The organism is Pseudomonas sp. TUM22785 (assembly GCF_028198105.1).
In the GTDB taxonomy this organism is placed as follows: Bacteria; Pseudomonadota; Gammaproteobacteria; order Pseudomonadales; family Pseudomonadaceae; genus Metapseudomonas; species Metapseudomonas solani.
Genome location: NZ_CP116239.1, coordinates 1,039,338 through 1,065,847, shown reverse-complemented (window position 1 = coordinate 1,065,847; position 26,510 = coordinate 1,039,338). Strand labels below are relative to the sequence as shown.

28 protein-coding genes are annotated in these 26,510 nt (G+C 68.0%); 19 read left to right on the top strand and 9 right to left on the bottom strand.

Translation table 11 applies throughout. The annotated features are described in order from the left end of the window. Positions 1-16 precede the first annotated feature (16 nt). Positions 17-490, bottom strand: coding sequence for an NYN domain-containing protein (locus PI990_RS05045; protein ID WP_021217618.1), 474 nt, complete (start codon positions 488-490; stop codon positions 17-19). A 130-nt stretch (positions 491-620) separates the two neighbouring features. Here PI990_RS05045 and PI990_RS05040 point away from each other — a divergent pair, with 130 nt between their 5' ends. The 4 genes from PI990_RS05040 (at position 621) to PI990_RS05025 (ending at position 2,926) form a co-directional block, all read left to right on the top strand. Continuing rightward, positions 621-1,193: a cysteine hydrolase family protein gene (locus PI990_RS05040; RefSeq protein ID WP_271659978.1), complete on the top strand. Its 573-nt coding sequence runs from the start codon at positions 621-623 to the stop codon at positions 1,191-1,193. Next, entirely contained in the window at positions 1,190-1,708 is a 519-nt protein-coding gene (locus PI990_RS05035) for a metal-dependent hydrolase (RefSeq protein ID WP_021217620.1), read from the top strand. Before PI990_RS05040 ends, PI990_RS05035 begins: the two co-directional genes overlap by 4 nt. A gap of 77 nt (positions 1,709-1,785) precedes the next feature. Continuing rightward, positions 1,786-2,448 carry a YciC family protein gene (locus PI990_RS05030; protein ID WP_271659977.1) on the top strand — a complete coding sequence of 221 codons (663 nt, stop codon included), beginning with the start codon at positions 1,786-1,788 and terminating at the stop codon, positions 2,446-2,448. Between the two features lie 46 nt (positions 2,449-2,494). Next, on the top strand, positions 2,495-2,926 hold the full coding sequence (locus PI990_RS05025) for a VOC family protein (RefSeq protein ID WP_271659976.1): 432 nt from the start codon (positions 2,495-2,497) through the stop codon (positions 2,924-2,926). Here the strand turns inward: PI990_RS05025 and PI990_RS05020 are convergent. Next, on the bottom strand, positions 2,920-3,723 hold the full coding sequence (locus tag PI990_RS05020; protein ID WP_271659975.1) for a substrate-binding periplasmic protein: 804 nt from the start codon (positions 3,721-3,723) through the stop codon (positions 2,920-2,922). The genes PI990_RS05025 and PI990_RS05020 overlap by 7 nt on opposite strands. Before the next feature lie 250 nt (positions 3,724-3,973). On the opposite strand from PI990_RS05020, the gene PI990_RS05015 reads away from it, so the two are divergent. Both PI990_RS05015 and PI990_RS05010 read left to right on the top strand, forming a co-directional pair. Beyond that, entirely contained in the window at positions 3,974-5,056 is a 1,083-nt protein-coding gene (locus PI990_RS05015; RefSeq protein WP_271659974.1) for an endonuclease/exonuclease/phosphatase family protein, read from the top strand. 244 nt (positions 5,057-5,300) lie between these two features. Next, a complete protein-coding gene (locus PI990_RS05010; RefSeq protein WP_271659973.1) occupies positions 5,301-5,741 on the top strand; it encodes a CopD family copper resistance protein in 441 nt (146 codons plus the stop codon). Positions 5,742-5,750: 9 nt separating this feature from the next. On the opposite strand, the gene hrpB is transcribed toward PI990_RS05010, so the two are convergent. Beyond that, a complete protein-coding gene (gene hrpB, locus PI990_RS05005; RefSeq protein ID WP_271659972.1) occupies positions 5,751-8,282 on the bottom strand; it encodes an ATP-dependent helicase HrpB in 2,532 nt (843 codons plus the stop codon). Positions 8,283-8,411: 129 nt separating this feature from the next. Between hrpB and PI990_RS05000 the strand changes: the two genes are divergently transcribed. The 7 genes from PI990_RS05000 (at position 8,412) to PI990_RS04970 (ending at position 12,533) form a co-directional block, all read left to right on the top strand. Next, the gene (locus PI990_RS05000) at positions 8,412-8,831 is read left to right on the top strand and encodes a polyribonucleotide nucleotidyltransferase (protein WP_184489652.1); all 420 of its coding nucleotides are present in this window, start codon (positions 8,412-8,414) and stop codon (positions 8,829-8,831) included. After that, positions 8,831-9,334 carry a DinB family protein gene (locus PI990_RS04995; RefSeq protein WP_271659971.1) on the top strand — a complete coding sequence of 168 codons (504 nt, stop codon included), beginning with the start codon at positions 8,831-8,833 and terminating at the stop codon, positions 9,332-9,334. The genes PI990_RS05000 and PI990_RS04995 overlap by 1 nt, the downstream gene beginning before the upstream one ends. Continuing rightward, positions 9,331-10,224, top strand: a complete 894-nt coding sequence (locus PI990_RS04990; RefSeq protein ID WP_021221991.1) for a cation diffusion facilitator family transporter — start codon at positions 9,331-9,333, stop codon at positions 10,222-10,224. Before PI990_RS04995 ends, PI990_RS04990 begins: the two co-directional genes overlap by 4 nt. 111 nt (positions 10,225-10,335) lie before the next feature. After that, positions 10,336-10,755: an MAPEG family protein gene (locus tag PI990_RS04985; RefSeq protein WP_043245005.1), complete on the top strand. Its 420-nt coding sequence runs from the start codon at positions 10,336-10,338 to the stop codon at positions 10,753-10,755. A 438-nt stretch (positions 10,756-11,193) separates the two neighbouring features. Beyond that, on the top strand, positions 11,194-11,673 hold the full coding sequence (locus PI990_RS04980; protein ID WP_021221993.1) for an Lrp/AsnC family transcriptional regulator: 480 nt from the start codon (positions 11,194-11,196) through the stop codon (positions 11,671-11,673). 188 nt (positions 11,674-11,861) lie between these two features. Beyond that, positions 11,862-12,065: a DUF2788 domain-containing protein gene (locus PI990_RS04975; RefSeq protein ID WP_021221994.1), complete on the top strand. Its 204-nt coding sequence runs from the start codon at positions 11,862-11,864 to the stop codon at positions 12,063-12,065. Between the two features lie 75 nt (positions 12,066-12,140). Then, positions 12,141-12,533, top strand: coding sequence for a globin (locus PI990_RS04970; protein WP_021221995.1), 393 nt, complete (start codon positions 12,141-12,143; stop codon positions 12,531-12,533). A 26-nt stretch (positions 12,534-12,559) separates the two neighbouring features. Here PI990_RS04970 and PI990_RS04965 read toward each other — a convergent pair whose 3' ends face one another. Beyond that, entirely contained in the window at positions 12,560-13,129 is a 570-nt protein-coding gene (locus PI990_RS04965; RefSeq protein WP_021221996.1) for a pseudouridine synthase, read from the bottom strand. Between the two features lie 152 nt (positions 13,130-13,281). Between PI990_RS04965 and PI990_RS04960 the strand changes: the two genes are divergently transcribed. After that, on the top strand, positions 13,282-14,361 hold the full coding sequence (locus PI990_RS04960) for an MBL fold metallo-hydrolase (protein WP_021221997.1): 1,080 nt from the start codon (positions 13,282-13,284) through the stop codon (positions 14,359-14,361). 43 nt (positions 14,362-14,404) lie between these two features. Here the strand turns inward: PI990_RS04960 and PI990_RS04955 are convergent, their stop codons facing one another. Both PI990_RS04955 and amn read right to left on the bottom strand, forming a co-directional pair. Beyond that, positions 14,405-15,220: a hypothetical protein gene (locus tag PI990_RS04955; RefSeq protein ID WP_265170452.1), complete on the bottom strand. Its 816-nt coding sequence runs from the start codon at positions 15,218-15,220 to the stop codon at positions 14,405-14,407. Between the two features lie 149 nt (positions 15,221-15,369). Then, positions 15,370-16,851, bottom strand: a complete 1,482-nt coding sequence (gene amn, locus PI990_RS04950) for an AMP nucleosidase (protein ID WP_021221999.1) — start codon at positions 16,849-16,851, stop codon at positions 15,370-15,372. Positions 16,852-16,997: 146 nt separating this feature from the next. Between amn and PI990_RS04945 the strand changes: the two genes are divergently transcribed. After that, the gene (locus PI990_RS04945; protein WP_271659970.1) at positions 16,998-17,729 is read left to right on the top strand and encodes a cell envelope integrity protein TolA; all 732 of its coding nucleotides are present in this window, start codon (positions 16,998-17,000) and stop codon (positions 17,727-17,729) included. 58 nt (positions 17,730-17,787) lie between these two features. Here the strand turns inward: PI990_RS04945 and PI990_RS04940 are convergent, their stop codons facing one another. The 3 genes from PI990_RS04940 to PI990_RS04930 all read right to left on the bottom strand — a co-directional run bounded on the left by PI990_RS04940 (position 17,788) and on the right by PI990_RS04930 (position 22,586). Beyond that, positions 17,788-19,437, bottom strand: a complete 1,650-nt coding sequence (locus PI990_RS04940; protein WP_271659969.1) for an acyl-CoA dehydrogenase family protein — start codon at positions 19,435-19,437, stop codon at positions 17,788-17,790. Positions 19,438-19,447: 10 nt separating this feature from the next. Continuing rightward, the gene (locus PI990_RS04935; RefSeq protein WP_021222002.1) at positions 19,448-20,086 is read right to left on the bottom strand and encodes a TetR/AcrR family transcriptional regulator; all 639 of its coding nucleotides are present in this window, start codon (positions 20,084-20,086) and stop codon (positions 19,448-19,450) included. A 106-nt stretch (positions 20,087-20,192) separates the two neighbouring features. Beyond that, positions 20,193-22,586, bottom strand: coding sequence for a hybrid sensor histidine kinase/response regulator (locus PI990_RS04930; RefSeq protein WP_271659968.1), 2,394 nt, complete (start codon positions 22,584-22,586; stop codon positions 20,193-20,195). Positions 22,587-22,885: 299 nt separating this feature from the next. Between PI990_RS04930 and PI990_RS04925 the strand changes: the two genes are divergently transcribed. From PI990_RS04925 to PI990_RS04910, 4 genes are all read left to right on the top strand, one after another. Continuing rightward, entirely contained in the window at positions 22,886-23,683 is a 798-nt protein-coding gene (locus PI990_RS04925) for a hydroxymethylpyrimidine/phosphomethylpyrimidine kinase (protein ID WP_021222004.1), read from the top strand. Next, positions 23,680-24,309: a thiamine phosphate synthase gene (thiE, locus tag PI990_RS04920; RefSeq protein WP_184489643.1), complete on the top strand. Its 630-nt coding sequence runs from the start codon at positions 23,680-23,682 to the stop codon at positions 24,307-24,309. Before PI990_RS04925 ends, thiE begins: the two co-directional genes overlap by 4 nt. Before the next feature lie 33 nt (positions 24,310-24,342). Next, a complete protein-coding gene (gene hemL, locus PI990_RS04915; protein WP_271659967.1) occupies positions 24,343-25,632 on the top strand; it encodes a glutamate-1-semialdehyde 2,1-aminomutase in 1,290 nt (429 codons plus the stop codon). Between the two features lie 177 nt (positions 25,633-25,809). After that, a complete protein-coding gene (locus PI990_RS04910) occupies positions 25,810-26,358 on the top strand; it encodes a tetratricopeptide repeat protein (protein WP_021222007.1) in 549 nt (182 codons plus the stop codon). The last annotated feature ends 152 nt before the right edge of the window (positions 26,359-26,510 follow it).

Sequence of the window (26,510 nt, the reverse complement as noted above, 5' to 3'; positions counted from 1 at the left end):
CGGGGGCGGCGCGCTGTCACTTGAGCAGCAGGCCGCCCTCGATGGGTACGTAACGGCTGGCGGCACGCACCAGCGATTGAGCGGTGAGACCGGGCACGCCATAGGCGACGGCTTCGACACCATGGTCGCGAACGCGGTCCAGCAGCAGGTCGAAGTCGCCATCGCCGGAGGCCAGGACGATCTCGTCCACCCGCGCGGCGGCGTCGAGGATGTCGATGGTGATGCCCACGTCCCAGTCGCCCTTGGCCGAGCCGTCGGCACGCTGGATGAAGGGCTTGAGCTTCACGGTGAAGCCGAGGTTGCGCAGGATCTGCTGGAACTGCTGCTGGCGGGCGTCGCCCCGGTCGATGGCGTAGGCATAGGCTTCGACGATCTCGCCACGGGCGGCGATGTCCTTCCACAGCGCGGTGTAGTTGAAATGGCAACCATAGGCCTGGCGCACCGTGTAGTAGAGGTTCTGGACATCGGCGAACACTGCGATCTTCTTCACCGGTTTTCCTCGGGTGGCGGGCGTGAGTTTAAAGCTGCAAAAAAACGTAAACGAGGCAGCGCAGTCAGTTTTTCAACGGTCTGCTAGAGTCGGCGCACAGTATGCCAGCACCGAGGAAAGGACACCCGATATGCCGCTGAACGACCCTCTCCACGCGCCTCCCGCCCTGATCATCATCGATATGCAGCAAGGCATCGCCCGCGTCACCACGCAACGCAACAACCCCCAGGCCGAAGCACGCATCGCCGCCCTGCTCGCCCACTGGCGCGAGCACGGCTGGCCGCTGGTGCACGTGCGCCACATGTCCCGCGAGCCGGGCTCGGTGTTCGCCCCGGGGCAGGACGGCGCGCTGTTCCAGCCGGAGCTGGCGCCGGCACCCGGCGAGCAGGTGCTGGAGAAGAACGTCACCGATGCCTTTACCCACAGCGCCCTGGAGCGCTGGCTGCATGTGCGCGGCATCCACCGTGTGGTGATCACCGGGGTCGCCAGCGAGAACTCGGTGGAGGCCACCGCGCGCAGCGCCAGCAACCTGGGCTTCGCTACCACTGTGGTGGCCGACGCCTGCTACACCTTCGCCAAGGCCGACTGGGCCGGCCGCCCGCGCAGCGCCGAGGAAGTGCACGACATGGCCATGGCCAACCTCGCCGGCGAGTACGCCGAGGTGCTGAACAGCGAGGCCCTGCTGGCCGGACTGGTTTCGTGATCGTCGCCCACCTGCCCACGGGCTACCTGATCGGCGCCCTGCTGGAACGTCGCTTCCGCCCCGCCGCCTGCAGCCCGCGCCTGTGGCTGGCGGTGGCGCTGCTCGGGGCCTTCGCCCCGGACCTGGACATGCTCTATTTCCACCTGGTGGATGGCCGCCAGCATCACCACCACAGCTACTGGAGCCACTGGCCTGTGGTGTGGTTCGGCGCCCTGGCGCTGGCCCTCGCCTGGCAGCGGCTGGCGCAGCAAACGTGGGTGCCGACGCTGCTCGTGCTGTTCACGCTCAACGGTTGCGTGCACCTGCTGCTGGACAGCGTGGTGGGCGATATCTGGTGGCTGGCGCCCTGGGTCGACCAGGCCTTCTCCCTGGCCACCGTGACGCCGCGCTACCAGCCCTGGTGGCTGAACTTCATCCTGCATTGGTCGTTCCTGCTGGAGCTCAGCCTGCTGGGGGCGGCGCTCTGGCTGGCGCGCCTCAGGTGGCGAGGCGGATCGACGCAGGCCGCCCTCTAGCGCGTGCGGCGCCTTGGAGATGGTGCGAGGCATCGACTAGAGTTGCCTCATTGCCCTGCATTCCTATGGCGCCGTCGATGAACCCCCTGCTGCTGCTGCGCGACTCCTGGTATTTCTTCAGCCGTCACTTCGGCATGATCGCCTCGCTCTGCCTGCCGGTGATCCTGCTGGAGGCACTGGCCCTGCAACTGGCCTCCACCTGGATGGGCGAGACGCCTTCGGCAGCCTCCGACCTGCTCATCCGCCTGGTGTTCTACCCCCTCTACACCGGCGCGCTGATCGTTTTCCTCGACAGCCGCAGCAGCCGGGTGAGCCTGAAGAAGAAACAGATATGGGGCCTGGCGCTGCTGCGCTGGCCGTCCTTCGCGGTGCTGGCGGCCTTCAGCACGCTGCTGATCATGCTAGGCGCCTCGCTGCTGATCCTGCCGGGGCTGTGGGTCATGAGCCGGCTGGCGTTCGCCGAGTACCTGCTGGTGCTGGACGGCATGTCGCCGATGGATGCCATGAAGCAGAGCTTCCGCATGAGCGACGGGCACTTCCTCACCATCCTCTGCTGCATCCTCCTGGCGATGGGGCCGGTATGGCTCTTCGAATGGTGGGCCTATGGCGAGCTGGGCGAACGCCCGGACACCATCGCCAGCATCTTCGTCGACTGCCTGGACGGCTTCCTGCAACTGTTCACCAGCGTGCTGATCTTCCGCCTGTTCAGCCTGCTGGGGGAGCCGGCAGCGGAACACTGAAAGCCGGCTAGTCTTGTCCGGGCCATTGCACAGGGAGATTCATTCCATGGCCGAAAACCCCAGCATCCTTTCCCATATCTCGCTCGGCACCAACGACTTCGACCGCGCCCTCGCCTTCTACGACAAGGTGCTGCCGACCCTCGGCTGCCGCCGCGTACTGGAGCACCCCGGCGCCGTGGCCTATGGCCGCGAGTACCCGGAGTTCTGGGTGCAGAAGCCCATCGACGGCAAGCCCGCCAGTACCGGCAACGGCACCCACATCGGTTTCTTCGCAGCGGACAAGGACGCAGTGCAGGCCTTCTACCAGGCGGCCCTGGCCGGCGGCGGCAGTTCCGATGGCGAGCCGGGGCCCCGCGCGGAATATGGCGCGCCCTACTTCGGCTGCTTCGTGCGGGACCCGGACGGGCACAAGATCGAGGCGGCGTTCTGGGACACCAGCCTGGACTACGAAGTGGTGGTCGAACCCCACGCTCACTGAGTGGCGGGCTGGTAGCGCTTGGCGGCCTCGGCCACCCAGCCCTCGTCGAGCATCTGCTGCAGGGCGGTGGCGATCCGCTTCTTTTCGTCGGTGAGCGGATGCTGCTGGGTGAAGCCGATGAACAGCTCGGTGCGGGTCTGCGGCTGGTAGCCGGTCTTGACGATGCGCCCGGCCAGGCGCGGGTCGCGCAGCTCGTAGTCCACCTGGCAGTCGGTGCCGATCACCAGTTGCAGGCGCCCGCGCATGAGCATCTCCAGCAATTGCTGCTCGTTGTTGACTCCTGATTTGTGCAGGCCGGCATCGGAATCGAAGGGCTGGAAATACACCGACTCCAGCACGTAGCCGATGGTGGGGCCACGCAGCTGTTCGTAGCGGGTGATGCTCGCCGCCAGCTCCGGCGTGCCATACAGGCGCGGCGCGCAGGCGTAATAGGGGATGGGCAGGTAGTCGATGTAGCGCTCCCGCTCGGGGGTGCGCGCCAGGCCCGTCATCAGGTCCGCCGAGCCGCTCTGCAAGGCGGCCAGGCCACGGGCCCAAGGCGCGCGCTGCACATCGAAGCGCAGCCCGGTGCGACGCTCCAGTTCGGCCAGCAGGTCGATGTCCAGGCCATGCAGGGCACCGCGCTCGCCTTCCATGCGGAAGGGCGGCCAATAATCGGTCATCACCCGCAACGGCGCGCGCTCCTCGGCCAGCGCCGCCGTGGCGCCGAGCAACCCCCCCAGCACCACGAACAGCCACGGGCCACCCCAGCGAAGGGCCGGCGGCTCGGCGGGACTGACCACTATCTGGCGATGCATGCCTGCTCCTGGAAGTCGGGACTGTCGGGTTGATCCTGCAAGACCCTTGCCTACGGGGCCGGGAATGGTAGGGCAACCCGAGGAATGCGCAAACCGGCTTTACCGGACTGCTCTGCGATCCATCGCGACAAGACAAGAATAGCGTCGCTCACGCGTCCTGGCCGCTTCGCTTGGCCATGGGTTTTGGCCAGGCCGCCTGCTCGGGTATGCTCGGCAATTCCCGGTTCCAGCCAAGCCCAGCTCCCAGCCGATGCCCCCCTTACTGCGCCGCCTCCTGCTTTGCCTGCTGATCCTCGCCGTCGCCCTGGCTGCGCTGGTCTACAGCCTGACCTGGCACCCCGCCGCGCGTGAGGAGGAACGGGTGAGCTGCGTGACCAAGGCGCCGCTGCTGCAGCCCGGCCAGGCCTTGAAGGTGATGACCTGGAACCTGCAGTACCTGGCCGGCAAGCGCTACGTCTTCTACTACGACCTGCCTGACCGCGAAGGCCCGGACGAACGCCCGACCGCCGCCGACGTGGCCTACAGCCTGGACGAGGTGGTGCGCGTGCTGCGCGACGAACAACCGGACCTGGTGTTCCTCCAGGAGCTGGACGAAGGCGCCCGCGCCACCGACTACCAGGACCAGCTGGCCCTGCTGCGCGAGCGCCTCGCCGACGTCTATCCCTGCAGCACCCAGGCCTTCTACCGGAAGGCCGCCTTCGTGCCGCAGCCACACATCCTCGGCAGCGTCGGCATGAAGCTGGCAACCCTCAGCCGCCTGCGCATGGACAGCGCCGAACGCCTGCAATTGCCCCTCGCCGAAGGCGACCTGCTGCAGCGCCCCTTCGAACGCAAGCCGGCGCTGCTGGTGAGCTACCTGCCGGTGCGCGAGGGCGGGCGCCTGGCGGCGATCAACACCCACCTGGACCCCTGGGTGCCAGGCCAGGACACCGCACAGCGCCAGTTGGCGATGACCCGCAGCCTGCTCGACGAACTGGAACGGGAGCGCACGCCCTGGGTGCTGGGCGGCGACTTCAACCAGTTGCCGCCGGGCCAGTACCCGCATCTGGACGCGGTGCAACGCAGCCGCTTCGCCCCGGACAGCGAGCTGGACGCGCTGAAGGCCTACCCGAGGGTGCCCGCCGCCGAGGAAACCGACGGCGCCGAGCGCCAACGCTGGTTCACCCAGTTCCCCAACGACCCGCGCGTGACGGGGCCGGACCGCACCGTCGACTATGTGTTCCACAGCCCCCGCCTGACCCGCATCGACGCACGCGTGCGCCAGCTCGATACCCTGCGCATCTCCGACCACCTGCCCCTGATCGCACGCTTCCTGCTGCCGCCGGTGCATTGAGATGTTGACTGGGGCGAGGCGTTTTTAGCTGCCTCACCTTTCATGGCTCATTCGATGTGTCAGGTACGCCTCATCTTCTCGGTGCGCGCGGCACACCCTACGGCGGGGCTTCATGCTCTTCGCAGGATGGGGCGTTCCGGCCGCTTCACACACAGCTGACCCAGGTCAGGGCGCGCTTGGCGGTACGCGGCATGATCGGCAACGGGCTTAGTGCCCGCCGCCATCCGCCGTTCGGGAGCCCGCCATGCATTACCTGCTGCTCAAGTTCATCCACCTGACCGCCGCTGCCTTTTTCATCGGCGGGGTGTTCTTCGAGGTGATGATTCTCAGCCGTGCCACCCCGGTGCTGGAGCAGGAACCCCGCGAGCGCTTCTCCAAGGCCCTGGGGCAACGCGCACGCAAGGTGATGCACTGGGTGGTGCTGGCACTGTTCGGTGCCGGGCTGGGGCTGGCCATGCACTATCGCGCGGCGCTGCATGCACCGCTGTCCAGCAGCTTCGGCACCTTGCTGACGCTGAAGATCATCCTGGCGCTGAGCATCCTCGGGCACTTCCTGCTGGTGGTGCTGCTGATGCGCCGTGGGCAGATGACGCCGCAGCGTTCGCGGCGCATCCACATCAGCGTGCTGGTGCACATGCTGGGGGTGATCTTCCTGGCCAAGGCGATGTTCCTCCTCAGCTGGTAAGCCGCCCCCTCACTTGCGCGGCTTGGCCCGGGCGGTGGGCTCGGCGATCAGCGGGTCGTCCGGCCAGTAGTGCTTCGGGTAGCGGCCCTTGAGGTCCTTCTTCACCTCGATATAGGTGTTGGCCCAGAAGCTGGCCAGGTCCTGGGTGACCTGTACCGGGCGGCGCGCGGGAGACAGCAGGTGCAGCTTGACCACCTGGCGGCCCTCGGCGATGCGCGGCGTGTCGGCCAGGCCGAACAGCTCCTGCAGGCGCACCGCCAGCACCGGGGTGTCTTCGCTGTAGTCGAGGCGGATGGCCGAGCCGGACGGCACGGTGATCGCGCGCGGCGCCAGCTCGTCGAGGCGCTGGGGCAGCGGCCAGGGCAGCAGGCCGGCGAGGATGCCAGGCAGCTCCAGGGCGGAGAAGTGGCTAAGGCGGCTGACCTTGCCCAGCCAGGGCGCGAGCCAGTCCTCCAGGGAATCGAGCAGCGCGGCATCGGACAGGTCCGGCCAATCGCTGCTGCCCTGTCGGGCCAGGTCGAGGCGCCGCAGCAGCGCCACGCGGGCCTGCCACTGACGCAGGTCCGGCGTCCAGTTCAACAACTCCAGGCCCTTGCGCCGCACCAGCCCCACCAGGGCGCGGGTGCGCGCGGCTTCGTCCAGGCTGGCCAGGGGTTCGCGGTCCAGCACCAGCTCGCCGATGCGCCGCTGGCGTTCGGCACGCAGCACGCCTTCGCGCTCGTCCCAGTCCAGCAGTTCCTGGGCGCTGACCTGTTCGGCGAGGGGGCCTTCGAACAGCGTCGGGTCGAGGTCGGTGGCGAGGTAGATGCGCTCCTCGCGCTGGCCCTGGCGGCTGCCCAGGTCGGCGATCACCAGCCAGGGCTCCTTCATCAGCGCATCGGGTTCGGCGAACAGCGCGGCACGGCCGTTGGCCAGGCGGTATTCGGCGCCACCGGGGCGGCGTTGCTGGGCGATGCGGTCGGGGTAGGCGAAGGCCAGCAGGCAGCCGAGCCAGCGCGGGTGGTCCGGGTCGGCCACGGCTTCGCTGGCGGCACCACGCAGGTAGGAGCGGAACTGCCGGGCCAGTTGGCGGGCACGCTGCACGCCGCCCTTGGCGCCACGGGCGGCGCCTGTCTCGCCAGTGAGCAGGGCGATGCGGCTGTGCAGGTCGGCGCCGCCACCCCGGAGGATGTCGCGCTCGCCGAGCAGCGCAGCGAGGTCGCAAGCCAGGCTGCCGAGCCCCAGCGCCTGCCCACGCAGCAACAGGTGGGCGATGCGCGGGTGCGCCGGCAGCTCGGCCATGGCCTGGCCGTGGGCGGTGAGCGCCAGGCCGCCGCTTTCGCGCGGGGCCAGGGCGCCCAGGCGGCGCAGCAGGTCACGGGCCTGGCCGTGGGCGGCGGCGGGCGGTGGGTCGAGCCAGGCCAGTTCGCCGGGCTCCACGCCCCAGCGCGCCAGTTGCAGGGCCAGGCCGGCGAGATCGGCCTGGAGGATTTCGGCACTGCCGTGGGCGGCCAGCTGCTGGTGCTGGGCCTCGGACCAGAGGCGGTAGCAGGCGCCCGGCTCCAGGCGCCCGGCGCGGCCGGCACGCTGGGTGGCGGAGGCGCGGGAGATGCGCTGGGTGTCGAGGCGGGTCATGCCGCTGGCCGGGTCGAAACAGGGCACCCGCTCCAGGCCGGCGTCCACCACCACGCGCACGCCGTCGATGGTCAGGCTGGTTTCGGCAATGTTGGTGGCCAGCACCACCTTGCGCGTGCCGGCCGGCGCGGGCTCGATGGCGGCGCGCTGGGCGGCCAGGTCGAGCTCGCCGTGCAGCGGGCAGAGCAGGACGTCGCTGCGCCCCTGCAGCTGTTCGCCGAGCTGCTCGGCGACGCGGCGGATCTCGGCCTGGCCGGGGAGGAACACGAGGATGCTGCCCGGCTGGTCGGCCAGGGCCAGGAGCACCGTCTGCAGCACCCGCGGCTCGATGTATTCGCCAGCCTGGAAGGGCCGCCCCCAGTGGATATCCACAGGGAACATGCGCCCCTCGCTGCGCACCACGGGCGCCGCGTCCAGCAGGCTGGAAAGGCGCTCGCCCTCCAGGGTGGCGGACATCAGCAGCACCTTCAGCGGCGGCTCGTCACGCAGCAGCGCGCGGCCGTTGAGGGTCAGCGCCAGGGCCAGGTCGGCGTCGAGGCTGCGCTCATGGAATTCGTCGAAGATCACCAGGCCGACGCCTTCCAGCGCCGGGTCGTCCTGCAGGCGGCGGGCGAGGATGCCTTCGGTGACCACTTCGATGCGCGTGCGCGGGCCGACCTTCGACTCCAGGCGGATGCGGTAGCCCACGGTCTCGCCGACCTTCTCGCCCAGCTCGTCGGCCAGGCGCTCGGCGGCGGCCCGGGCAGCCAGCCGGCGGGGTTCGAGCATGAGGATGGACTGCCCGGCGAGCCAGGGTTCGCCCAGCAGCGCCAGGGGCACGCGGGTGGTCTTGCCGGCGCCGGGGGGCGCTTCGAGCACCGCTTCATGGCGCTGCGCAAGGGCCTCGCGCAGGGCGGGCAGGACGGCATCGATGGGTAGCGGATTCATGGGGGCTCCAACGCGGGGTGGCGATTATAGCGGCGAACTGCCAGCCCTTTCGTGTGGTCTCAACACTGCCGTGCGTTTTGCAATGAACGCCTTGGTATAGTGACGCCATTTTCTCGCCTGGAGCCGCATATGCGCATGTCTTCCCGTTTGATCGGTGGCGCCGTCGCCGCCGCCCTGCTGACCCAGCTGACCGCTTGCGGCACGCTGTTCTTCCCTGACCGCCGTGGCCAGATCGAAGGCAAGATCGACCCCGTGGTCGCCGCCCTCAACGCCGTCGGCATCCTCTTCTATGTGATCCCCGGCCTGATCGCCTTCGGCGTCGACTTCGCCACCGGTGCCATCTACCTGCCGGACAACGAGACCGCCCAGGTCGACCCGGCGCTGCTGAAAGACGCCATCGGCACCGACGGCAAGATCGACAACGCCCGCCTCAAGGCGATCATCGAGCGTGAAACCGGCCGCAACCTGCCGCTGGACGACCCGCGCCTGATCCAGCACAGCGGCAGCCTCGAGCAACTGGCCGCCTATGGCCTGAAACCGGCCGCCTGATGCGTGCGCTCGCCGGCCATTTCGACAGACTCCTGGCCTACCACGGCTGGGCCTACCGGCAATTGCTGGCGAGCCTCGCGCCCCTCGACGAAACCCGCTACCGGGCCGATCGCGGCCTGTTCTTCGGCTCCATCCACGGCACCCTGAACCACCTAGCCGTGGTGGACCGCATCTGGTTCTCCCGCCTGCTGCACCTGCCCCGCCCCTTCGAACGACTGGACGCCGAGGCCGCGCCGGACCGCGCTGCCCTGGCCGCAGTGCTGGCCGAAGGCATCGGCCTGTGGCGCGCCTGGCTGGCCGGGCAGGACGACGACGCCCTGGCCGCGCCCCTGGAATACCAGAACATGAAGGGCGAGCCCTTCCGCCGCCCCCATGGGGAAATCATCACCCACCTGGTGAACCATGGCACCCACCACCGGGGCCAGGTGACCGCGGCGATGACGGCAATTGGCCTGGAAAGCCCGCCGCTGGATTTCATCTACTACCAGCCCAGCCGTTCATGAGCACTTCAGCGCAGCACGCGCGCCTGTTGCGCCTGGCCACCAGCGCCTCGCTGAGTGTCGCCCTGACCCTGGTGCTGGCCAAGGCAGTCGCCTGGTGGCTGAGCGGCTCGGTCAGCCTGCTGGCGGGCCTGACCGACTCGCTGCTGGACAGCGCCGCCTCCCTGCTCAACCTGCTGGCCGTGCGTTTCGCCCTGAAGCCGGCGGACGATGACCACCGCTTCGGCCACGGCAAGGCGGAATCCCTCGCCGGGCTGGCCCAGGCCATGTTCATCGCCGCCAGCGCCGTGCTGGTGGGCGTGCAGGCGGTCGAGCACCTGCGCCAGCCGGAGCCCTTGGGCAGCCAGGGCCTGGGCATGGCGGTGATGGTGCTGTCCCTGGTGCTGACCCTCGCCCTGCTGGCCTTCCAGCGCCATGTGGTGCAGGTCACCCACTCCACCGCGGTGCGGGCCGATTCCCTGCACTACCGCTCGGACCTGCTGCTCAACACCAGCATCCTCATCGCCCTGGCGCTGGCCAGCCAGGGCTGGGACCGGGTGGACGGCCTCTTCGGCCTGGGCATTGCCGCCTACATCCTCTGGAGCGCCATCAGCATCGCCCGGGAATCGGTGGCAGTGCTGATGGACGAGGAAGTCTCCGCAGAAGTGGGCGAGCGCATGCACCAGCTTGCCTGCGCGGTGCCCGGCGTGCTGGGCGCCCACGACCTGCGCACGCGCATTTCCGGCAGCCACTGGTATGTGCAACTGCACCTGGAGCTGCCGGGCGAGCTGCCGCTGTCCCAGGCCCATGCGCTGTGCGAGCGGGTGGAACAGGCGATCATCGCGGCCTACCCACGGGCCGAGGTGCTGGTACACGCCGACCCCATCGAGGTGGTCCAGGCCGCCCGCAACTAAGACTGCCCTCCCGGTATTCCTCCCCATTGTTGGTTGGCTTCGCAGATTTAGAGCTTTTGCTCTATATTCGCCGCGCGTCATCCCACAACAACAATTCGAGGAGCCTTTCCCATGTCGCAATCCCCCACTGCCATCGCCTTGCTCGGCCTGGTCGCCTGGAGCCTGCTGCTGGTCTTTTTACTGGTAAATCAGCGCGGCCTGCTGGTGCTCGGCGGGCGGATGAAGGTCAACGCCTTCGCCCCCGATGGCAGCAACACGCCCGGCGCACTCGGCCAGCGCCTGGTGCGCGCCCACGCCAACTGCCTGGAAAACCTGCCGATGCAGGCGGCGGTACTGCTGTTCGCCCTGGCCACCGCGCAAACCGCCATCACCGACCCGCTGGCCCTGGTGCTGCTGGGCGCGCGCATCTTCCAAAGCGTCGTCCACCTGATCAGCACCAGCGCGCTGTTCGTCTGGCTGCGCTTCGCCGGCTTCTTCGTGCAGCTGGCAGTGCTGGCCTGGTGGCTGCTGCGCCTGGCCGGCCTCGTCTAAGGCCTCTCGCAAGTACCCGTGCTGATCCGCGCTCGGTCTCGATGGGTTTCGCCGAGCTCGTGGAACGCCGCCCGACCCATCCTACGGATTGAGCCTGTGCATCAGGTTTCTCGCGGGCAATAAAAAAGGGGGGCCCCTATTTCGGGCCCCCCTTTGGGGAATCTGTCCTGTGCTGGCAATTGTGTCGCCGCTTTCATCGCCTGCCTGATTGGGCAGCGCGGACCCGGGGGCCGACTCGAACCGGTGGGTTCGGCGGCGCCGACGCGCCTGATTGGGCGGGTCGGGTGGACATGCTGTCCGGGCCGTGAAACTGAGAAGAATCTTAAGCTGCCGGGCACGACAGATGATTGCAAAGATTGCTCTGCAGATTGCCACTTGCGCAATTTTTCACTAATCACGCATCATTCCTGGCAATCCACATGGAATCCGGGTGCACAGATGGAAAAACTCGACCGCTACGACCTGAAGATCCTCGCCGAACTGCAGCGCGATGCGCGCATCTCCAACCAGGAGCTGGCCGAGCGCATCGGCCTGTCGCCCTCGCCCTGCTCGCGGCGGGTGAAGCAGCTGGAGGACGACGGCTACATCGTGCGCCAGGTGGCCCTGCTCGACCGCAAGAAGCTGGGGCTGAGCCTGACCGCCTATGTGCTGATAGGCATGGACCGCCACACCCCGGAGCGCTTCGAGCACTTCCAGTCGGTGATCGGCCAGTGCCCGGAGGTGCTGGAGTGCTGCCTGGTGACCGGCATGGAGGCGGACTACCAGCTCAAGGTGGTGGTGCCGGACATGGACCATTACCAGCAGTTCCTGCTGGGCCAGCTGACCCGCATCGAAGGCGTTACCAGCGTGCGTTCGAGCTTCGTGCTCAACCAGGTGCTGAGCACCACGGAGCTGCCGCTGACCCACCTGCGCGGCTAATACGTAGGTGGTACTGGCGAGCACCGGAGCGCGGCGTATAATCGCCGCGCCTTTGCTGTGCCCCGCGTGGTTTCGCCAATAAGAGCCCCAGGCTCGCAGAACAACAACCGCAGCCCCCGCCCTCACGGCATCACTGCCCGGCGCATTCCCGCGCCGGGTCTGATTCGTTTCGCTGCTAGAGGTTGAGAATGAGCCCCGAGAAATTCGAAGAGTGGATGATGACCGCGATGATCGCCGGTCTCGTGCTGTTCATGGCGTTCATCGTCTGGGACCTCGCCAAGAAGTCCAAGGCCGGTCGCTTCGGCACCTTCATCCTGTTCCTCGCCCTGGGTCTCGGTGTGCTCGGCTTCGTCATCAAGTCCCTGGTGATCGGCGGCCTCGAAGGCATGTAAAAAACCTCCCCCGCGCTCCCCGCACAGGCAAGGTCGCCTGCGTGGGCGGCTTCGTTTTTTCTGCCTGGAGACAACATGAACGCCACTGATCGCGTCATGCAGAGCTATGGACGCTGCTGTGCCAACCCCGATTTCTTCGATGCCTTCTATCGCCGCTTTCTCGACAGCTCGCCGCAGATCCGCGCCAAGTTCACCGAGACCGATATGCCGGCGCAGAAGGCACTGCTGCGCCAGGGCATCCTCAACCTGGTGATGTTCGCCCGCGGCATGCCCGACACCAAGTTGCGCGCACTCGGCGCCACCCACTCCCGCGAGGGCTTCGACATCCGCCCCGAGATGTACGACCTGTGGGTGGAGTCGCTGCTGCTGACCATCGCCGAGCACGACAAGGATCACAGCACCGAGGTACGCAGCGCCTGGCGCGAGGTGCTGAACAAGGGCATCGAAGTGATCAAGTCCTTCTACTGATCAGTTCCTGATCCAGCCGCCGGCGCTCAGTCCAGACGCGCCGGCACGTCCTTCCACTGACCGAGCCCCAGCCCGTCCAGGGCGAAGGGGCCGATGCGCACGCGCACCAGGCGCAGGGTCGGCAGGCCGACGGCGGCCGTCATGCGCCGCACCTGGCGGTTGCGCCCCTCGCGGATCACCAGTTCCAGCCAGGCCGTGGGTACGCTCTTGCGGAAGCGCACGGGCGGGTCGCGTTCCCACAGTTGCGGCGCCTCCAGCAGGCGCGCCTCGGCCGGCAGGGTCGGGCCGTCGTTGAGTTCGACGCCGTCACGCAGGCGCTGCAGCTGTTCTTCGTTGGGCTCCCCTTCCACCTGCACCCAGTAGGTCTTGGCCAGCTTGTGCTTGGGATCGGCGATGCGCGACTGCAAGCGGCCGTCATTGGTCAGCAGCAGCAGGCCCTCGCTGTCACGGTCGAGACGCCCGGCGGGGTAGATGCCGGGGATGTCGATGAAATCCTTGAGGGTGGCGCGCCCTTCCCCATCGCTGAACTGGGTGAGCACGTCGAACGGCTTGTTGAACAGCACCAGGCGCGGTTCGGCCGGCGGCGCCTTGGCCACGCGGCGGGGAGCGGCGGGCTGGGGGCGACGGGAAGAAGGACGTGGAGAGCGCGGCGGGCGGGACGACATGGCTGGTTACGAGCGGCAGTGGACAGGGTATCGGAAGCGCATGCTAGGTTGAGCGCCCCACCACCGCAAGAGCGAGGACCACCATGCCCCGTGCGTTACGCCCCACCTGGCTGATCAGCCTGATGACCCTGGCCGGCTGTGCGGGCACGCCCTACCAGGGGCCGACCTCGGACCACTTCGACGGCCAGCGTTTCCACAACATCGAACCCAAGCCGCACAAGGACCTGTGGTCGGTGCTGAAGTGGCAGTTCAACCGCGAGAAGCAGGCGCCCTGGGTGGAAGAGCCCGCCGTCGCCGCCCCCGAGGTCGTCGAGCGGGTGCAGGGCGACGAGCTGCGCATCACCTACATCAACCACGCCACCGTGCTGATCCAGCACCGCGGCCTGAACATCGTCACCGACCCTGTGTGGTCCCAGCGCGTCAGCCCCTTCAGCTTCATCGGCCCGCGCCGCCATCAGCAGCCGGGCCTGAGCCTCAACCAGCTACCGCCCATCGACCTGATCCTGGTCAGCCACAACCATTACGACCACCTGGACCTGGAAAGCCTGCGTGGCCTGGCCGAGCGCTTCCCCCTGGCCACCGTGGCCACCGGGCTGGGCAACGGCCCGCTGATCCGCGAGACCGGTTTCGCCCGCGTGGTGGAGCTGGACTGGTGGCAGGAGCTGCCGCTGAACGACGAACTCACCCTGCACTCGGTGCCGGTGCAGCACTGGTCGGCGCGCACCCGCGGCGACACCAACCGGACCCTGTGGATGGGCTTCGTGGTCACCTCGCCGGACGGCCCGCTGCTGTTCCCCGGCGATACCGGGCTGGGGCCGGAGTTCCGCCTGATCCACGAGCGCTTCGGGCCCATGCGCTTCGCCGCCCTGCCCATCGGCGCCTATGCGCCACGCTGGTTCATGCGCGACAACCACATGAACCCGGACGATGCCGTGCAGGCCCACAAGCAGCTGGATTCGCGCAACAGCCTGGCCATCCACTTCGGCACCTTCAACCTCACTGACGAAGGCCAGTACACCCCGCCCAAGGACCTGGCCAAGGCGCTGGCGGACTGGAACGTCGAGGCCGACAACTTCCGCGTGCCGACGCCGGGCTACCAGTGGCAGGTGCCCGCCCTGGACGGCGACGCCGCAACCGGCCTCGCCGAGGCCAGCGGCAACTGAGCCACCGCCCGTAACAAACGGGCCGCATCACGCGGCCCGTTTGTTACGGAGCCCCCAGTGCGACCGGCTCCGCCAGGGCGGCGGACGGGATCTGGCGGAGCCAGCGTGAAACACCCCACTCCCCGGCGATTAAAACCAGGAGCAGGCCGAGCTGCAGCAGCAGCGCGATGTAAAACGGCTTGAACACATGGCCGACCTGGCGCTTCAGCAGGTCCAGCAGGAACTCGGCCTGGAACAGTTGCTCCACCCGCGCATCGAGCACCCCGGCCAGCACCTTCTTGTTGAGCCCGCTGTAGCTCGCCGCCTCGCTCACCGCCACCTCGCCCAAGGCCTTGCCAAGCAGGCTCGCTCGCAGACGATCGAGCAGGTCGAAGGCCACGCGCTCGGCCAGCGACGCCTCGGCTCGCGCGTCGGCCTCCTGCTGCCGCTCGCCGCGCAGGTAATCCAGCGCCAGTTGATTGAGTGCCGCTTGCACGCTGGCGCCGCGCAAGGCCTGCAGTCGCTGCTCGTCCTGGGCTTGGACATAAGCCTGGAAGTCCTGCCAGGTGTCATCGGCCAGCCGCTGCACGGCCGGCGCGTAGCTGTCCAGGTGCCGGTTGATCTGTTGCTGTCCGCTGTACAGCATCCCGCCCTGGAATCCCAGCACACCTCCGGCCAGCGGCAGCAGCAGGAAATACAGCTTGAGCGTCCAGTGATGCCAGCGCTTGCTGCGGGCCAGCCAACCGCCGCGGTGCAACTGGATGGCCAGCACCAGGCCGGCGATCGTGCCTAACAGCAGTGCGCCGCTGATCCAGGCGAAAAGGTTCAGGAAGCTGAACGGTTCCCAGAATGCCGTGAGTAAGTGGCGGGCCTGCTCCATCGATGTCACCTCGCTCGTCCTTGAAGGCCGCAGCTTAAATCGAAACCCGAGTGCACGGCTGCCGAGCAGCTCACCAAAGGACGTACGATCGTTCAGCCCCACAAGACAAAGGGCCGCATCATGCGGCCCTTTTCCTATTCAACGAACGATCAGCGGAACGGCGGCTCGTCGAAGCTGCGCAGCTTGCGCGAGTGCAGCGAGTTGAGCTGAGTGCGCAGCAGGTCCAGCGCGGCGATGCCGATGCGCAGGTGCTGGCTGACGGCGCGCTGGTAGAAGGCGCTGGCCGAGCCCGGCAGCTTGATCTCGCTGTGCAGCGGCTTGTCGGAGACACACAGCAGCGTGCCGTAGGGCACCCGCAGGCGATAACCCTGGGCGGCGATGGTGCCGCTTTCCATGTCCACCGCCACCGCCCGCGACAGGTTGATCAGCGGGCGCTCCTGGGCCCAGCGCAGCTCCCAGTTGCGGTCGTCGTAGGTGAGCACGGTGCCGGTGCGCAGGCGCCGCTTGAGGTCTTCACCGTGTTCGCCGGTGACCAGCGCTGCTGCGTCCTGCAGGGCCTGCTGCACTTCGGCCAGGGCCGGCAGCGGGATATGCGGCGGCAACACTCGATCAAGGATGCCGTCGCGGCGCATGTAGGCGTGGGCCAGCACGTAGTCACCGATGGTCTGCGACTGCCGCAGCCCGCCGCAGTGGCCGATCATCAGCCAGCAGTGGGGGCGCAGCACCGCCAGGTGGTCGGTGATGTTCTTGGCGTTGGACGGGCCGACGCCGATGTTGACCAGGGTGACGCCATGGCCGTCGGCAGCGATCAGGTGATAGGCCGGCATCTGGTAGCGGTGCCAGACCACGCTGTCGATCACCGCCTGCATGGTCTCCTCGTTCATGTCCCGCTCCACCAGCACGTTGCCGGGCAGGACCATGCGCACGAAGCGCGGGTCTTCGCGCAGCTGGGTGAGGCCGTGCTGGATGAACTGGTCGACGTAGCGGTGGTAGTTGGTGAGCAGGATCCAGGGCTGCACATGGCGCCAGTCGCTGCCGGTGTAGTGCACCAGGCGGCGCAGGGAGAAATCCACCCGCGCCGCGTCGAACAGCGCCAGGGGCAGCGGGTCGGCCTGCTCCCAGTCATAGAGCCCGTCGGCGACACCATCGGTGGCGGCGGACAGGTCGGTGCTGGGGAACACCCGCGCCAGGGCGGCGGCAGTCACGTCGGTGCCGGCCAGCTCATCGCCCTGCTCGACCACATAGGGATAGGGGATGTTCTGCTGGCTCACGCCCACTTCCACCTGCACGGTGAAGTCGCTCATCAGCGGGCGCAGCTGCTCCAGCAGGTATTTGCGGAAGGCCGCAGGGTGGGTGACGGTGACGCTGTAGGTGCCCGGCACCTGCATCTTGGCGTAGGCGCGGACGGTGGACGGCACCTCGCCCTGGCAGCGATAGGTGATGCGCAACTCCGGGTAGCGGAACTGCGCGCGCTGGGCGGCGTCCGGCTCGGCCCGTTCCTTGAGGTAGAGCTTGAGGGCCTGGCTCAGCGCAGAGGTGGCGCGGCCATGCAGCTCGGCCAGACGGTCGACCGCCTCTTCGGCGGTGCTGGCGATGAGAAACTCGGGGGTATCCTGGGTCACGATCGGCATCCTGTCTGTGCGAACAGGTTCTATCTTGCCGCTGTCCGGGCCCGCGGCATAGAGCCTTCGGTGCATTGCGCGACGATTGTCCCGGCAATGGCAGCCTGCACGGCCTGCGACTAGGCTTGGGTGACCCCAACGACGAGTCCTCCGCCATGGCCCGCCTTTTCTGCCTGCTACCCGCCCTCTACTGCTGCTCCCTGCTGGCCGGCGAACTCGACGGCCGCTACCAGGCCAACCTCGACGGCCAACCCACCGAGCTGGTGCTGCGCCAGGACGGCCAGGCAGTGAGCGGCCAGTACGTGGAGAACGGCAGCCTGCGCCTCGACCTCAAGGGCAGCTTCGACGGCCAGGTGCTGCGAGCGGAAATCAGCGTGCCGCAATCCGGCCAGGTGGTCGCCACCCTCGCCGCCCGCTACGCCGACGCCCAGCTCGCCACCCGCATCGCCGCCCGCGACCCGCGTAACGGCCAGGTACTGGAGCGCCAGGCACTGTTCCTGCGCGCCGACCAGGCGAACGCACAGGCACAGCCACAAAGTACGGGCGGCGGCCTGGACCCGTCCCTGGTGGGCAACTGGGTGCACGAGAAGATCATCAACAGCAGCGGCGGCACCGGCTTCGCCTCCTTCAACACCGTGATGACCCTGCGCCTCGGCGCCGACGGCAGCGTGGCGCAATGGACCCGCTCCGCCGGCGGTGGCGGCGACTGGAGTTACGACAGCCCCGGCCAGTTGCAATACAGCGGCCAATGGCGCAGCGACAACGGCGTGCTGCTGGTACGCCAGCAAGGCGCCGCCGACTACCAGCCCGCCGCCCGCTACCGCTTCAGCGACCCCTACCTGGTCACCGAGGGCACGGGCGGGAAGATGATCTGGCAGCGGCGCTGAACCGCTGGCCAGAAAGATCGCCGGGCTTCACCCGACCTACGACGCCACACGCCGAGCGTTACACCAGATGCGGCGTGCTGCGCGCCACCAGCGCTTCGACATCCACGCCGCGCGGCAGGGTGCCGTAGACGCGACCGCCGTGGCCGAGGCGGCTGGCGATGAAGGCGTCGGAGACGGTGGCGTTGCCGGCTTCCAGCAGCAGCTTGGCCTGCAGCCCCACGGCGACGTCTTCGGTGAGCTGGCGGGCGCGGTACTGGATGTCGGCGGTGTCATGGAAGGCAGCCTTGAGGTTGCCGATGTGGGCGGCCAGGCGGGCGTCGCCGTGGCCGTCGCCCAGTTCGGCGAACAGGGCGTCGAGCACGCCGGGCTCCTTGGACAGGGCGCGCAGCACGTCCAGGCACTGGACGTTGCCGGAGCCTTCCCAGATGGAGTTGACCGGCGCTTCGCGGTAGAGGCGCGGGAGGATGGTTTCCTCGACGTAGCCGGCGCCGCCCATGCATTCCTGGGCCTCGTTGATCATCGCGGGGGCGCGCTTGCAGATCCAGTACTTGCCCACGGCGGTGACCAGGCGGGCGAACTTGTCTTCCTGCTCATCGTGGGCGTGGTCCAGGGCGCGGCCCATGCGCATGGTCAGGGCCAGCGCGGCTTCGCTTTCCAGGGCCAGGTCGGCCAGTACGTTCTGCATCAGCGGCTGGTCGGCCAGCACGCGCCCGCCGACCTTGCGGTGGGCGCAGTGGTGCGCGGCCTGGGTCAGCGCCTGACGCATCAGCGAGCTGGAACCGATCATGCAGTCGAAGCGGGTCAGGGAGACCATTTCGATGATGGTGGGCACGCCGCGCCCTTCCTCGCCGATCATCCAGGCCAGAGCGCCACGGTATTCCACCTCGCTGGAGGCGTTGGCCCAGTTGCCCAGCTTGTTCTTCAGGCGCTGGATGTAGAACTGGTTGCGGGTGCCGTCCGGGCGGTGGCGCGGCAGCAGGAAGCAGGACAGGCCCTTGTCGGTGTAGGCCAGGGTGAGGAAGGCGTCGCACATGGGCGCCGAGCAGAACCACTTGTGGCCGACCAGCTCGTAGGCCTGGCCCGGGCCGGGGATGCCGACGGGGTGGGCGCGGGTGGTGTTGGCGCGCACGTCGGTGCCGCCCTGCTTCTCGGTCATGGCCATGCCGATGGTGACGCCGCTCTTCTGCTCCATGGGCAGGTTGCGCGGGTCGTACTGGGTGGAGAGGATCTTCGGCAGCCACTTTTCGGCGATATCCGGCTGCAGCTTGAGGGCCGGGACGCTGGCGTAGGTCATGGTCAGCGGGCAGGCGTTGCCGGCCTCGGGCTGGTTGTGCAGGTAGTTGAGGGCCGCGCGCGCCACCTGGGCGCCGGGACGCGGGTCGGTCCAGGGCAGCGAGGGGATGCCGGCGGCGATGGCCGAGGCCATCAGCTCGTGGTAGGCGGGGTGGAACTCCACCAGGTCGATGCGGTTGCCGTAGCGGTCATGGCTCTTGAATACCGGCTTGTTCTCGTTGGCGAGGAAACCCGCCGCCATCAACGCGCCGCCGGCCGCAGCACCGTAGCGGTCGAGCTGCGCCTCGGCCCAGCCGCCGTCGTAGCGGCGGGTCCATTCCTGCAGGGGCAGGTCGACGCGGTAGAGGTTGGCGCCGTCCAGGGACGGCACCTGGTTGAGCACGTCATGGGTCTCGGCGAACTGGTGCAGGTTCATGGCGGTTCTCCTAGGCAGGGATGGCGGCGCCAACGGCGCGCAGGCAGAAGAAAACGAGGTTGCGGCTGACCAGTTCGAGGTCGGCCTGGGATTGCCCGGGCTCACGGGCGGCGCGGGCGGGCGGCGACAAGGGGCCGACCAGGGCTTCGGCGATGGCCCCCACCAGGCAGGCAGCGGTGAGGGGCGTGGAGAGGAGGTCGAATTCGCCGCTGGCGCGCCCTTCCTCCAGCAACTCGATGAACAGCTCGGCGTAGGACTCACGATAGAGCAGGCGCTGCTCGTCCACTTCCTGGTCCACCGGCTCGGCGATCAAGGCGAAGGCCAGCCGGCGGCTGCTCCAGGCGCGGGCGGCGAACTGGTTCAAGCCTTCGGCCAGGCGCCAGGTGGGGGTGCCTGGGCCGCGCAGCAACTGGGCCAGGGTGTCCACTTCCACCTGGCTGGCACGGGCGAAGACTTCGGCCGCGAGCTCACCCTTGTTGCGGAAGTGCCGGTACAGGCTGCCGGTGGCGACGCCGGCGTCCTCGGCCAGAGCCTGCATGGTGAGTGCGGCGAAACCGCCCTCGGCCACGCGGGCCAGCGCGCAATCGAGAATACGCCGGCGCAGTTCCTGGTCACGGTCGATTCGGGTGGCGGTGACTCGGTAGGACATGGTCTGAATCCTGATTCATCTTTTTTCAGTGAATCAGGATTCAGATTTTGCAGAAAGCGGGATTAACGCCGTCGAAAAGGGGAAAAACGCCGCCTGCCGGGACTGTTCAGGCGCTGGTTTCCACCGGCCGGCAGAGCAGCCAGTCGTGCAGCAGGGTGCGCAGCTCTTCGAACTTGACCGGCTTGGCCAGGTAGTCGCTCATGCCCGCCGCCAGGCAGCGCTCGCGGTCGCCACTGTGGCTGTGGGCGGTGATCGCCAGCACTGGCAGGTCGGCATAGGTGGGCATGCCGCGCAGGGCACGGCAGGTGGCGAAGCCGTCCATCACCGGCATCTGGCAATCCAGCAGGACGCCGTCCACCGGTTCGCGGCGCAGCAGCTCCAGGGCCTCGGCGCCGTTGTCGGCGGTGCGCACGCGGTAGCCGAGCTTGAGCAGCATGCCGCGGGTCACCAACTGGTTGATGGCGTTGTCCTCCACCACCAGCACGGTGCATTGCTCGGGCCGACGCTGGGCCTGGCCGGCGGCGCGGCGCGGGGGCGTGGCCGGCAACTGCGGCTGGGCGGGCCGGGTCAGCTGCACGTCGAGACGGAAGCAGCTGCCCTGGCCGGGCTCGGATTCATGGGTGAGGTCGCCACCCAGCAGCTCCACCAGCTGCCGCGCCAGGGCCAGGCCGATACCCAGGCCGCCGTATTCGCGGGTCATGGAGCCGTCGATCTGACGGAAGCGGCGGTAGAGCGAGCCATCCGCCGGGGTCTGGAAGCCGATGCCGGTGTCTTCCACTTCCACGCGCAGGCCCAGGTCGTCGCCGCTGGACTCCAGGCGCAACACACGCAGGGTGACGCTGCCCCGTGGGGTGAACTTGATGGCGTTGTCCAGCAGGTAGCCGAGGGACTGGGAGAGCTTGCCGGCGTCGCCTTCGAGGATGTCGGGCAGGCTTTCATCCAGCTCCAGGGAGAAGCGCAGGCCCTTGTCTTCGGCACGCGGGGCGTACTGGGCACGCAGGCTGTCGAACAGGCCACGCAGGCTGAAGGGTTCGCGCCGGGGGTAGAGCTTGCCGGCCTGGAGTTCGGTCATGGCGAGGATGTCGTTGACCAGGCGCATCATGTCCCGCGCCGAGCTGGCGGCGGTCTTCTGGTACTGCTCCAGCTCGACGTCGAGCTTGACCGTCTGCATCAGCTCCAGGGAGCCGATCACGCCGTTCATCGGAGTGCGCAGCTCGTGGGTGACAGTGGCGAGGAATTCGTCCTTCAGGCGGTTGCTGTTGGCCAGTTCCTGGTTGAGCGTCTCCAACTTGCGCCCGGCTTCCTGGAGGATGCGCGTGCGCTCTTCCTTCATGGCGTTGATGCGGTCGGCCAGGGCCAGGGACAGCAGCCCGACCTCCAGCGCGGAACCGATCTGGCTGGCGTACATGGTGAGGAAGACGTTGGGCAGGTAGCCCAGCACCATCAGGGTGTTGATGGCGCCGCCGATGAGGAAGGTGGTCCAGGCGAAGATGAAGTAGCGCGCTACCCGCATGCCGCGCAGCCAGGCGAGGATACCGGCGGTGAAGATCACCACCGTGAAGATCAGCGCCAGGGAGGTGGCCAGGCGCAGGGCCACGCCGTAACTGGCGGCCAGCGACAGCACCATCACCAGGCCGCCCATGGCCATCAGCCCGAGCAGGGTGCGGTCCATCCACGGGCTGTGTTCGGCGGTGTGCAGGAAGCTGCGGGCGAACTGGCTGCCGAACAGCGAGGCCGAGCCGATCAGGAAGGGCGTTGCGGCGTTGGCCCACCAGGGGCTGTCGGGCCAGAAAAATTCGATGCCGGCGCCGTTCACCGAGATCTGGTAGAGCCCGAACGAGGCGATATAGAGGATGTAGTAGAGGTAGCTGGTGTCGCGGACGCTGAGGAAGATGAACAGGTTGTAGATCAGCATCACCAGCAGCACGCCGTAGATGATGCCGAGCACGTAGATGCGCCCGGGCTGCTCTTCCAGGTAGGCCTGCGGCGACCACAGGGCCAGCGGCGCCTGGATCGAGCCCTGGCTCTGCAGCCTCAGGTAGAGGCGCTGGGGCTGGTTGGGCTGCAGGTTGAGGCTGAACAGGTAGTTGTTCTGCTTGATCTCGCGGCTGGAGAAGGGCAAGGCGTCGCCGGTGCGCTGGGCCAGGCGGTAGCCGCCCAGGCCGTCGGGCAGGTAGAGCTCGAGGTGATCCAGCGGCGGGTAGGCGAGCTCCAGCAACCAGGGCTGCTGGCCGCCCAGCGTGCGCGGGCGGTAGTCGAGGTCCACCCGCAGCCAGAACACCGAGCGCGAGTAGCCGGCGTTGAGCACGGGTTTGTCGTGACGGCGGAAGCTGCTTTCCAGGGCGGGCGAGGTGATATCGGCCAGGCTGGCGTCGCCGCGTACGTCTTCGAATACGTCCATGTGCCGCCCGAGGGGCAGTTGGCGCGTCTGCTCGTCGAATTCGACCGCCAGCACGGACGTGGAAACCAGAAGGAGAAGAAGCAGAAGGACGCGCCGCATGAAGCCCCGCAAAGGCCTGTTGTGCGCGTCGGGAAGTCCCTTCTTCCCCTGCTGACGCGCCACACGGGGCCTGGTTGTTCGAATTCGCTCACTTTAGCACAGCCCAAGGCCGCACGAAGAGGCACATTGCCATAAGCCACCAGCCGCTCTAGAACGGTACTTTCAAGGCATTCCACGGAAACACGCGGCGGCGTGTTCCTGCCCCAACCTGGGGCAGGTTGTCGCAGAGGCCTTTTGTCCGACAATGCGTACGGGCCGGCCGGGCTCCGGGCGCGGGAAAAGTGATAAGCTCGCGCACCATGAAAAAGCCCATCTCCCGCCCCATCGTCCTCTGTCTTTCCGGCCACGACCCCAGTGGCGGCGCCGGTCTCCAGGCGGACATCGAAGCCCTGATCGCCCAGGGTTGCCATGCCGCCCCTGCCGTGACCGCCCTCACCGTGCAGGACACCGTCAACGTTTCCGACTTCCGCGTGCTCGACCGCGAGTGGGTGCTGGCCCAGGCCCATGCGGTGATCGCAGACCTGCCGGTCTCCGCCGTCAAGCTGGGCATGCTTGGCTCGGTGGAAATGGTCGAGACGGTCCTGGAAATCATGCAGTCCCTGCCGGGCGTGCCGCTGGTCTGCGACCCGGTGCTGCGCGCGGGCGGCGGTGGCGCCCTGGGCAAGGACGAAGTCGGCTTCGCCATGCGCGAGCGCCTGCTGCCGGTCGCCACCCTGGCCACCCCCAACCTGCCGGAAGCACGCATCCTCGCCGAACTGCCCGAAGGCACCGCCGACCAGTGCGCCGAGAAGCTGTTGCCGTTCGTCCGCCACCTGCTGATCACCGGCGGCCATGGCGACGAGACCGAAGTGCACAACCGCCTTTATTCCCGCGATGGCAGCCAGCACACCTTCACCTGCCAGCGCCTGCCGGGCAGCTATCACGGCTCCGGCTGCACCCTGGCCAGCACCCTCGCCGGCCGCCTGGCCCTCGGCCAGGACCTGGTCAGCGCAGTGGAAACCGCCCTCGATTACACCTGGCGCACCCTGCGTGACGCCGAGCAGCCCGGCCAGGGCCAGTTCGTGCCGCGCCGCCTGCCCCTGGACTTCTGCTCATGAAGCTGCGCGGTCTCTATGCCATCACCGACAGCGCCCTGCTCGCTGACGGCCGCTTGCTGCCCTACGTCGAGGCGGCGCTCAAGGGCGGCGCCCGACTGCTGCAGTACCGCGACAAATCCGGTGACGACGCCCGCCGCCTGCGCGAAGCCGACGCCCTGCGCGAGCTGTGCGCGCGCCACGGTGCGCAGTTGATCATCAATGACGATGCCGAACTGGCCGCGCGCCTGAGCGTCGGCGTGCACCTCGGCCAGGGCGACGGCTCCCTCGCCGCCGCCCGCGCCCTGCTCGGCCGCAACGCCATCATCGGCGGCACCTGCCACGCCAACCTGGAATTCGCCGCGGCCGCGGTGCGCGAAGGCGCCAGCTACATCGCCTTCGGTCGCTTCTTCAACTCCAACACCAAGCCCGGCGCCCCTGCCGCCACGCCCGAGCTGCTGGACGAAGCCAAACGCCGCTTCGCCCTGCCGCTGGTGGCCATTGGCGGCGTGACCCAGGACAACGCCCCCGAGCTGATCGCCCGTGGCGCCGACCTGATCGCCGTGATCCACGCCCTGTTCGCCGCCGACAGCCCCGCCGAAGTGGAGCGCCGCGCGCGCGCCTTCAGTGCCCTGTTCGATCCGGCCTGAGCCCCGTACACCCGTTTTCAGAGAGAGCCTGACATGTCCCGTTCCGAAACCCTGTTCGCCAACGCCCAGAAACACATCCCCGGTGGCGTCAACTCGCCGGTCCGCGCCTTCAAGAGCGTTGGCGGCACGCCACTGTTCTTCAAGCACGCTGCAGGCGCCTACGTAACGGACGAGGACGACAAGCGCTACGTGGACTACGTCGGCTCCTGGGGCCCGATGATCCTCGGCCACAGCCACCCCGACGTGCTCGACGCCGTGCGCCGCCAGCTGGAGCACGGTCTCTCCTACGGCGCCCCGACCGCCATGGAAACCGAGATGGCCGACCTGGTCTGCTCCCTGGTGCCGTCCATGGAGATGGTGCGCATGGTCAGCTCCGGCACCGAGGCGACCATGAGCGCCATCCGCCTGGCCCGTGGCTACACCGGCCGCGACAGCATCATCAAGTTCGAAGGCTGCTACCACGGCCACTCCGACAGCCTGCTGGTGAAGGCCGGCTCCGGCCTGCTGACCCAGGGCGTGCCGAGCTCCGCCGGCGTGCCCGCAGCCTTCGCCAAGCACACCCTGACGCTGCCCTTCAACGACATCGACGCCGTCGAGAAGATGCTCGGCGAAGTGGCCCAGGACGTGGCCTGCATCATCGTCGAGCCGGTGGCCGGCAACATGAACTGCGTCCCCCCGGCCCCGGGCTTCCTCGAAGGCCTGCGCCGCCTGTGCGACCAGCACGGCGTGGTGCTGATCTTCGACGAGGTGATGACCGGCTTCCGCGTCGCCCTCGGCGGTGCCCAGGGCTACTACGGCGTGACGCCGGACCTGTCCACCTTCGGCAAGATCGTCGGTGGTGGCATGCCCGTGGGCTGCTTCGGCGGCAAGCGCGAAATCATGTCGCAGATCGCCCCGCTGGGCCCGGTCTACCAGGCCGGCACCCTCTCGGGTAACCCGCTGGCCATGGCCGCCGGCCTGACCACCCTGAAGCTGATCAGCCGCCCCGGCTTCCACGCCGAGCTGAGCGACTACACCAGCCGCATGCTCGATGGCCTGCAACAGCGCGCCGATGCCGCCGGCATTCCCTTCGTCACCACCCAGGCGGGCGGCATGTTCGGCCTCTACTTCAGCGGCGCCGACGACATCGTCACCTTCGACGACGTGATGGCCAGCGACGCCGAGCGCTTCAAGCGCTTCTTCCACCTGATGCTGCAGGGTGGCGTGTACCTGGCGCCCAGCGCTTTCGAGGCCGGCTTCACCTCCATCGCCCACGGCAATGCCGAGCTGGCCATCACCCTGGACGCCGCCGAGCGCGCGTTCGCCGAGCTGAAAAAGGCCTGACCGGCTTTACGCGGACGTTGCATCCGGGATGCCGCGCCTACGGGCCAGCGCCCGGATGCAAGGAAATCCGCGCAAAGACTTTGTAAGAAGCGCCTTGCTTATTTCATAATGTGACGGTCGGCGCGTTTCGCCGGCCGGGCCCGTCGCCCGCACTGCTTTTCGAGGCGCTGTGATTTCATGAACCGCACCGGCCGCATCCTGACCCTGGGCAGCCTGTTGCTCCTCTCTCCACTGCTGGCCGAAGCCGGCGGTAACTCCCTGCTGATCTCGGCCACCGGGCGCTGCAGCCTGAATACGCAACCCGAAGACCAGCAGGAAGCCCTCTCCAACTGCCAGCAGGCCGCCAAGGCCGGCGACACCGAGGCGCAGTACGAGCTGGGCGAGTTCTACTACGACGGCAAGCGCACCCCCCGCGACCTGCACCAGGCGCTCAACTGGTTCGAGCAAGCCTCCCTGAAAGGCAACGCCCAGGCGCAGTTCCGCCTCGGCAACATGTTCTTCCGTGGCGAAGGCGTGCCGGCCAGCAACGTGCAGGCCTATATCGTGCTGAAGATGGCTGCGGTGAACGGCTCGGACGAGGCGATGGACACCGCCGACATGGTTTCCGGCCAGATGCGCGCCGACGAACTCGAGATCGCCACCCAGGTGCTGGGGCAGATCTTCCGCAACTACCTGATCGAACTGCAGACCGCCGACGGCGGCTCGCCTTTTTCGCCGTTGCCTTAGGAGCAGCTGGAAGCTGGAAGCTGGAAGAGCCTGGGGGATCGACGATGGTCGTCAACTCCAGGCTTTCTTGCTTTCGCAACCTGGACGTAGGGTGGACCACGCTTTATCGGTCCACCGCTCGGAGTCATGCCGAAAACCGCTCCACATGGGTT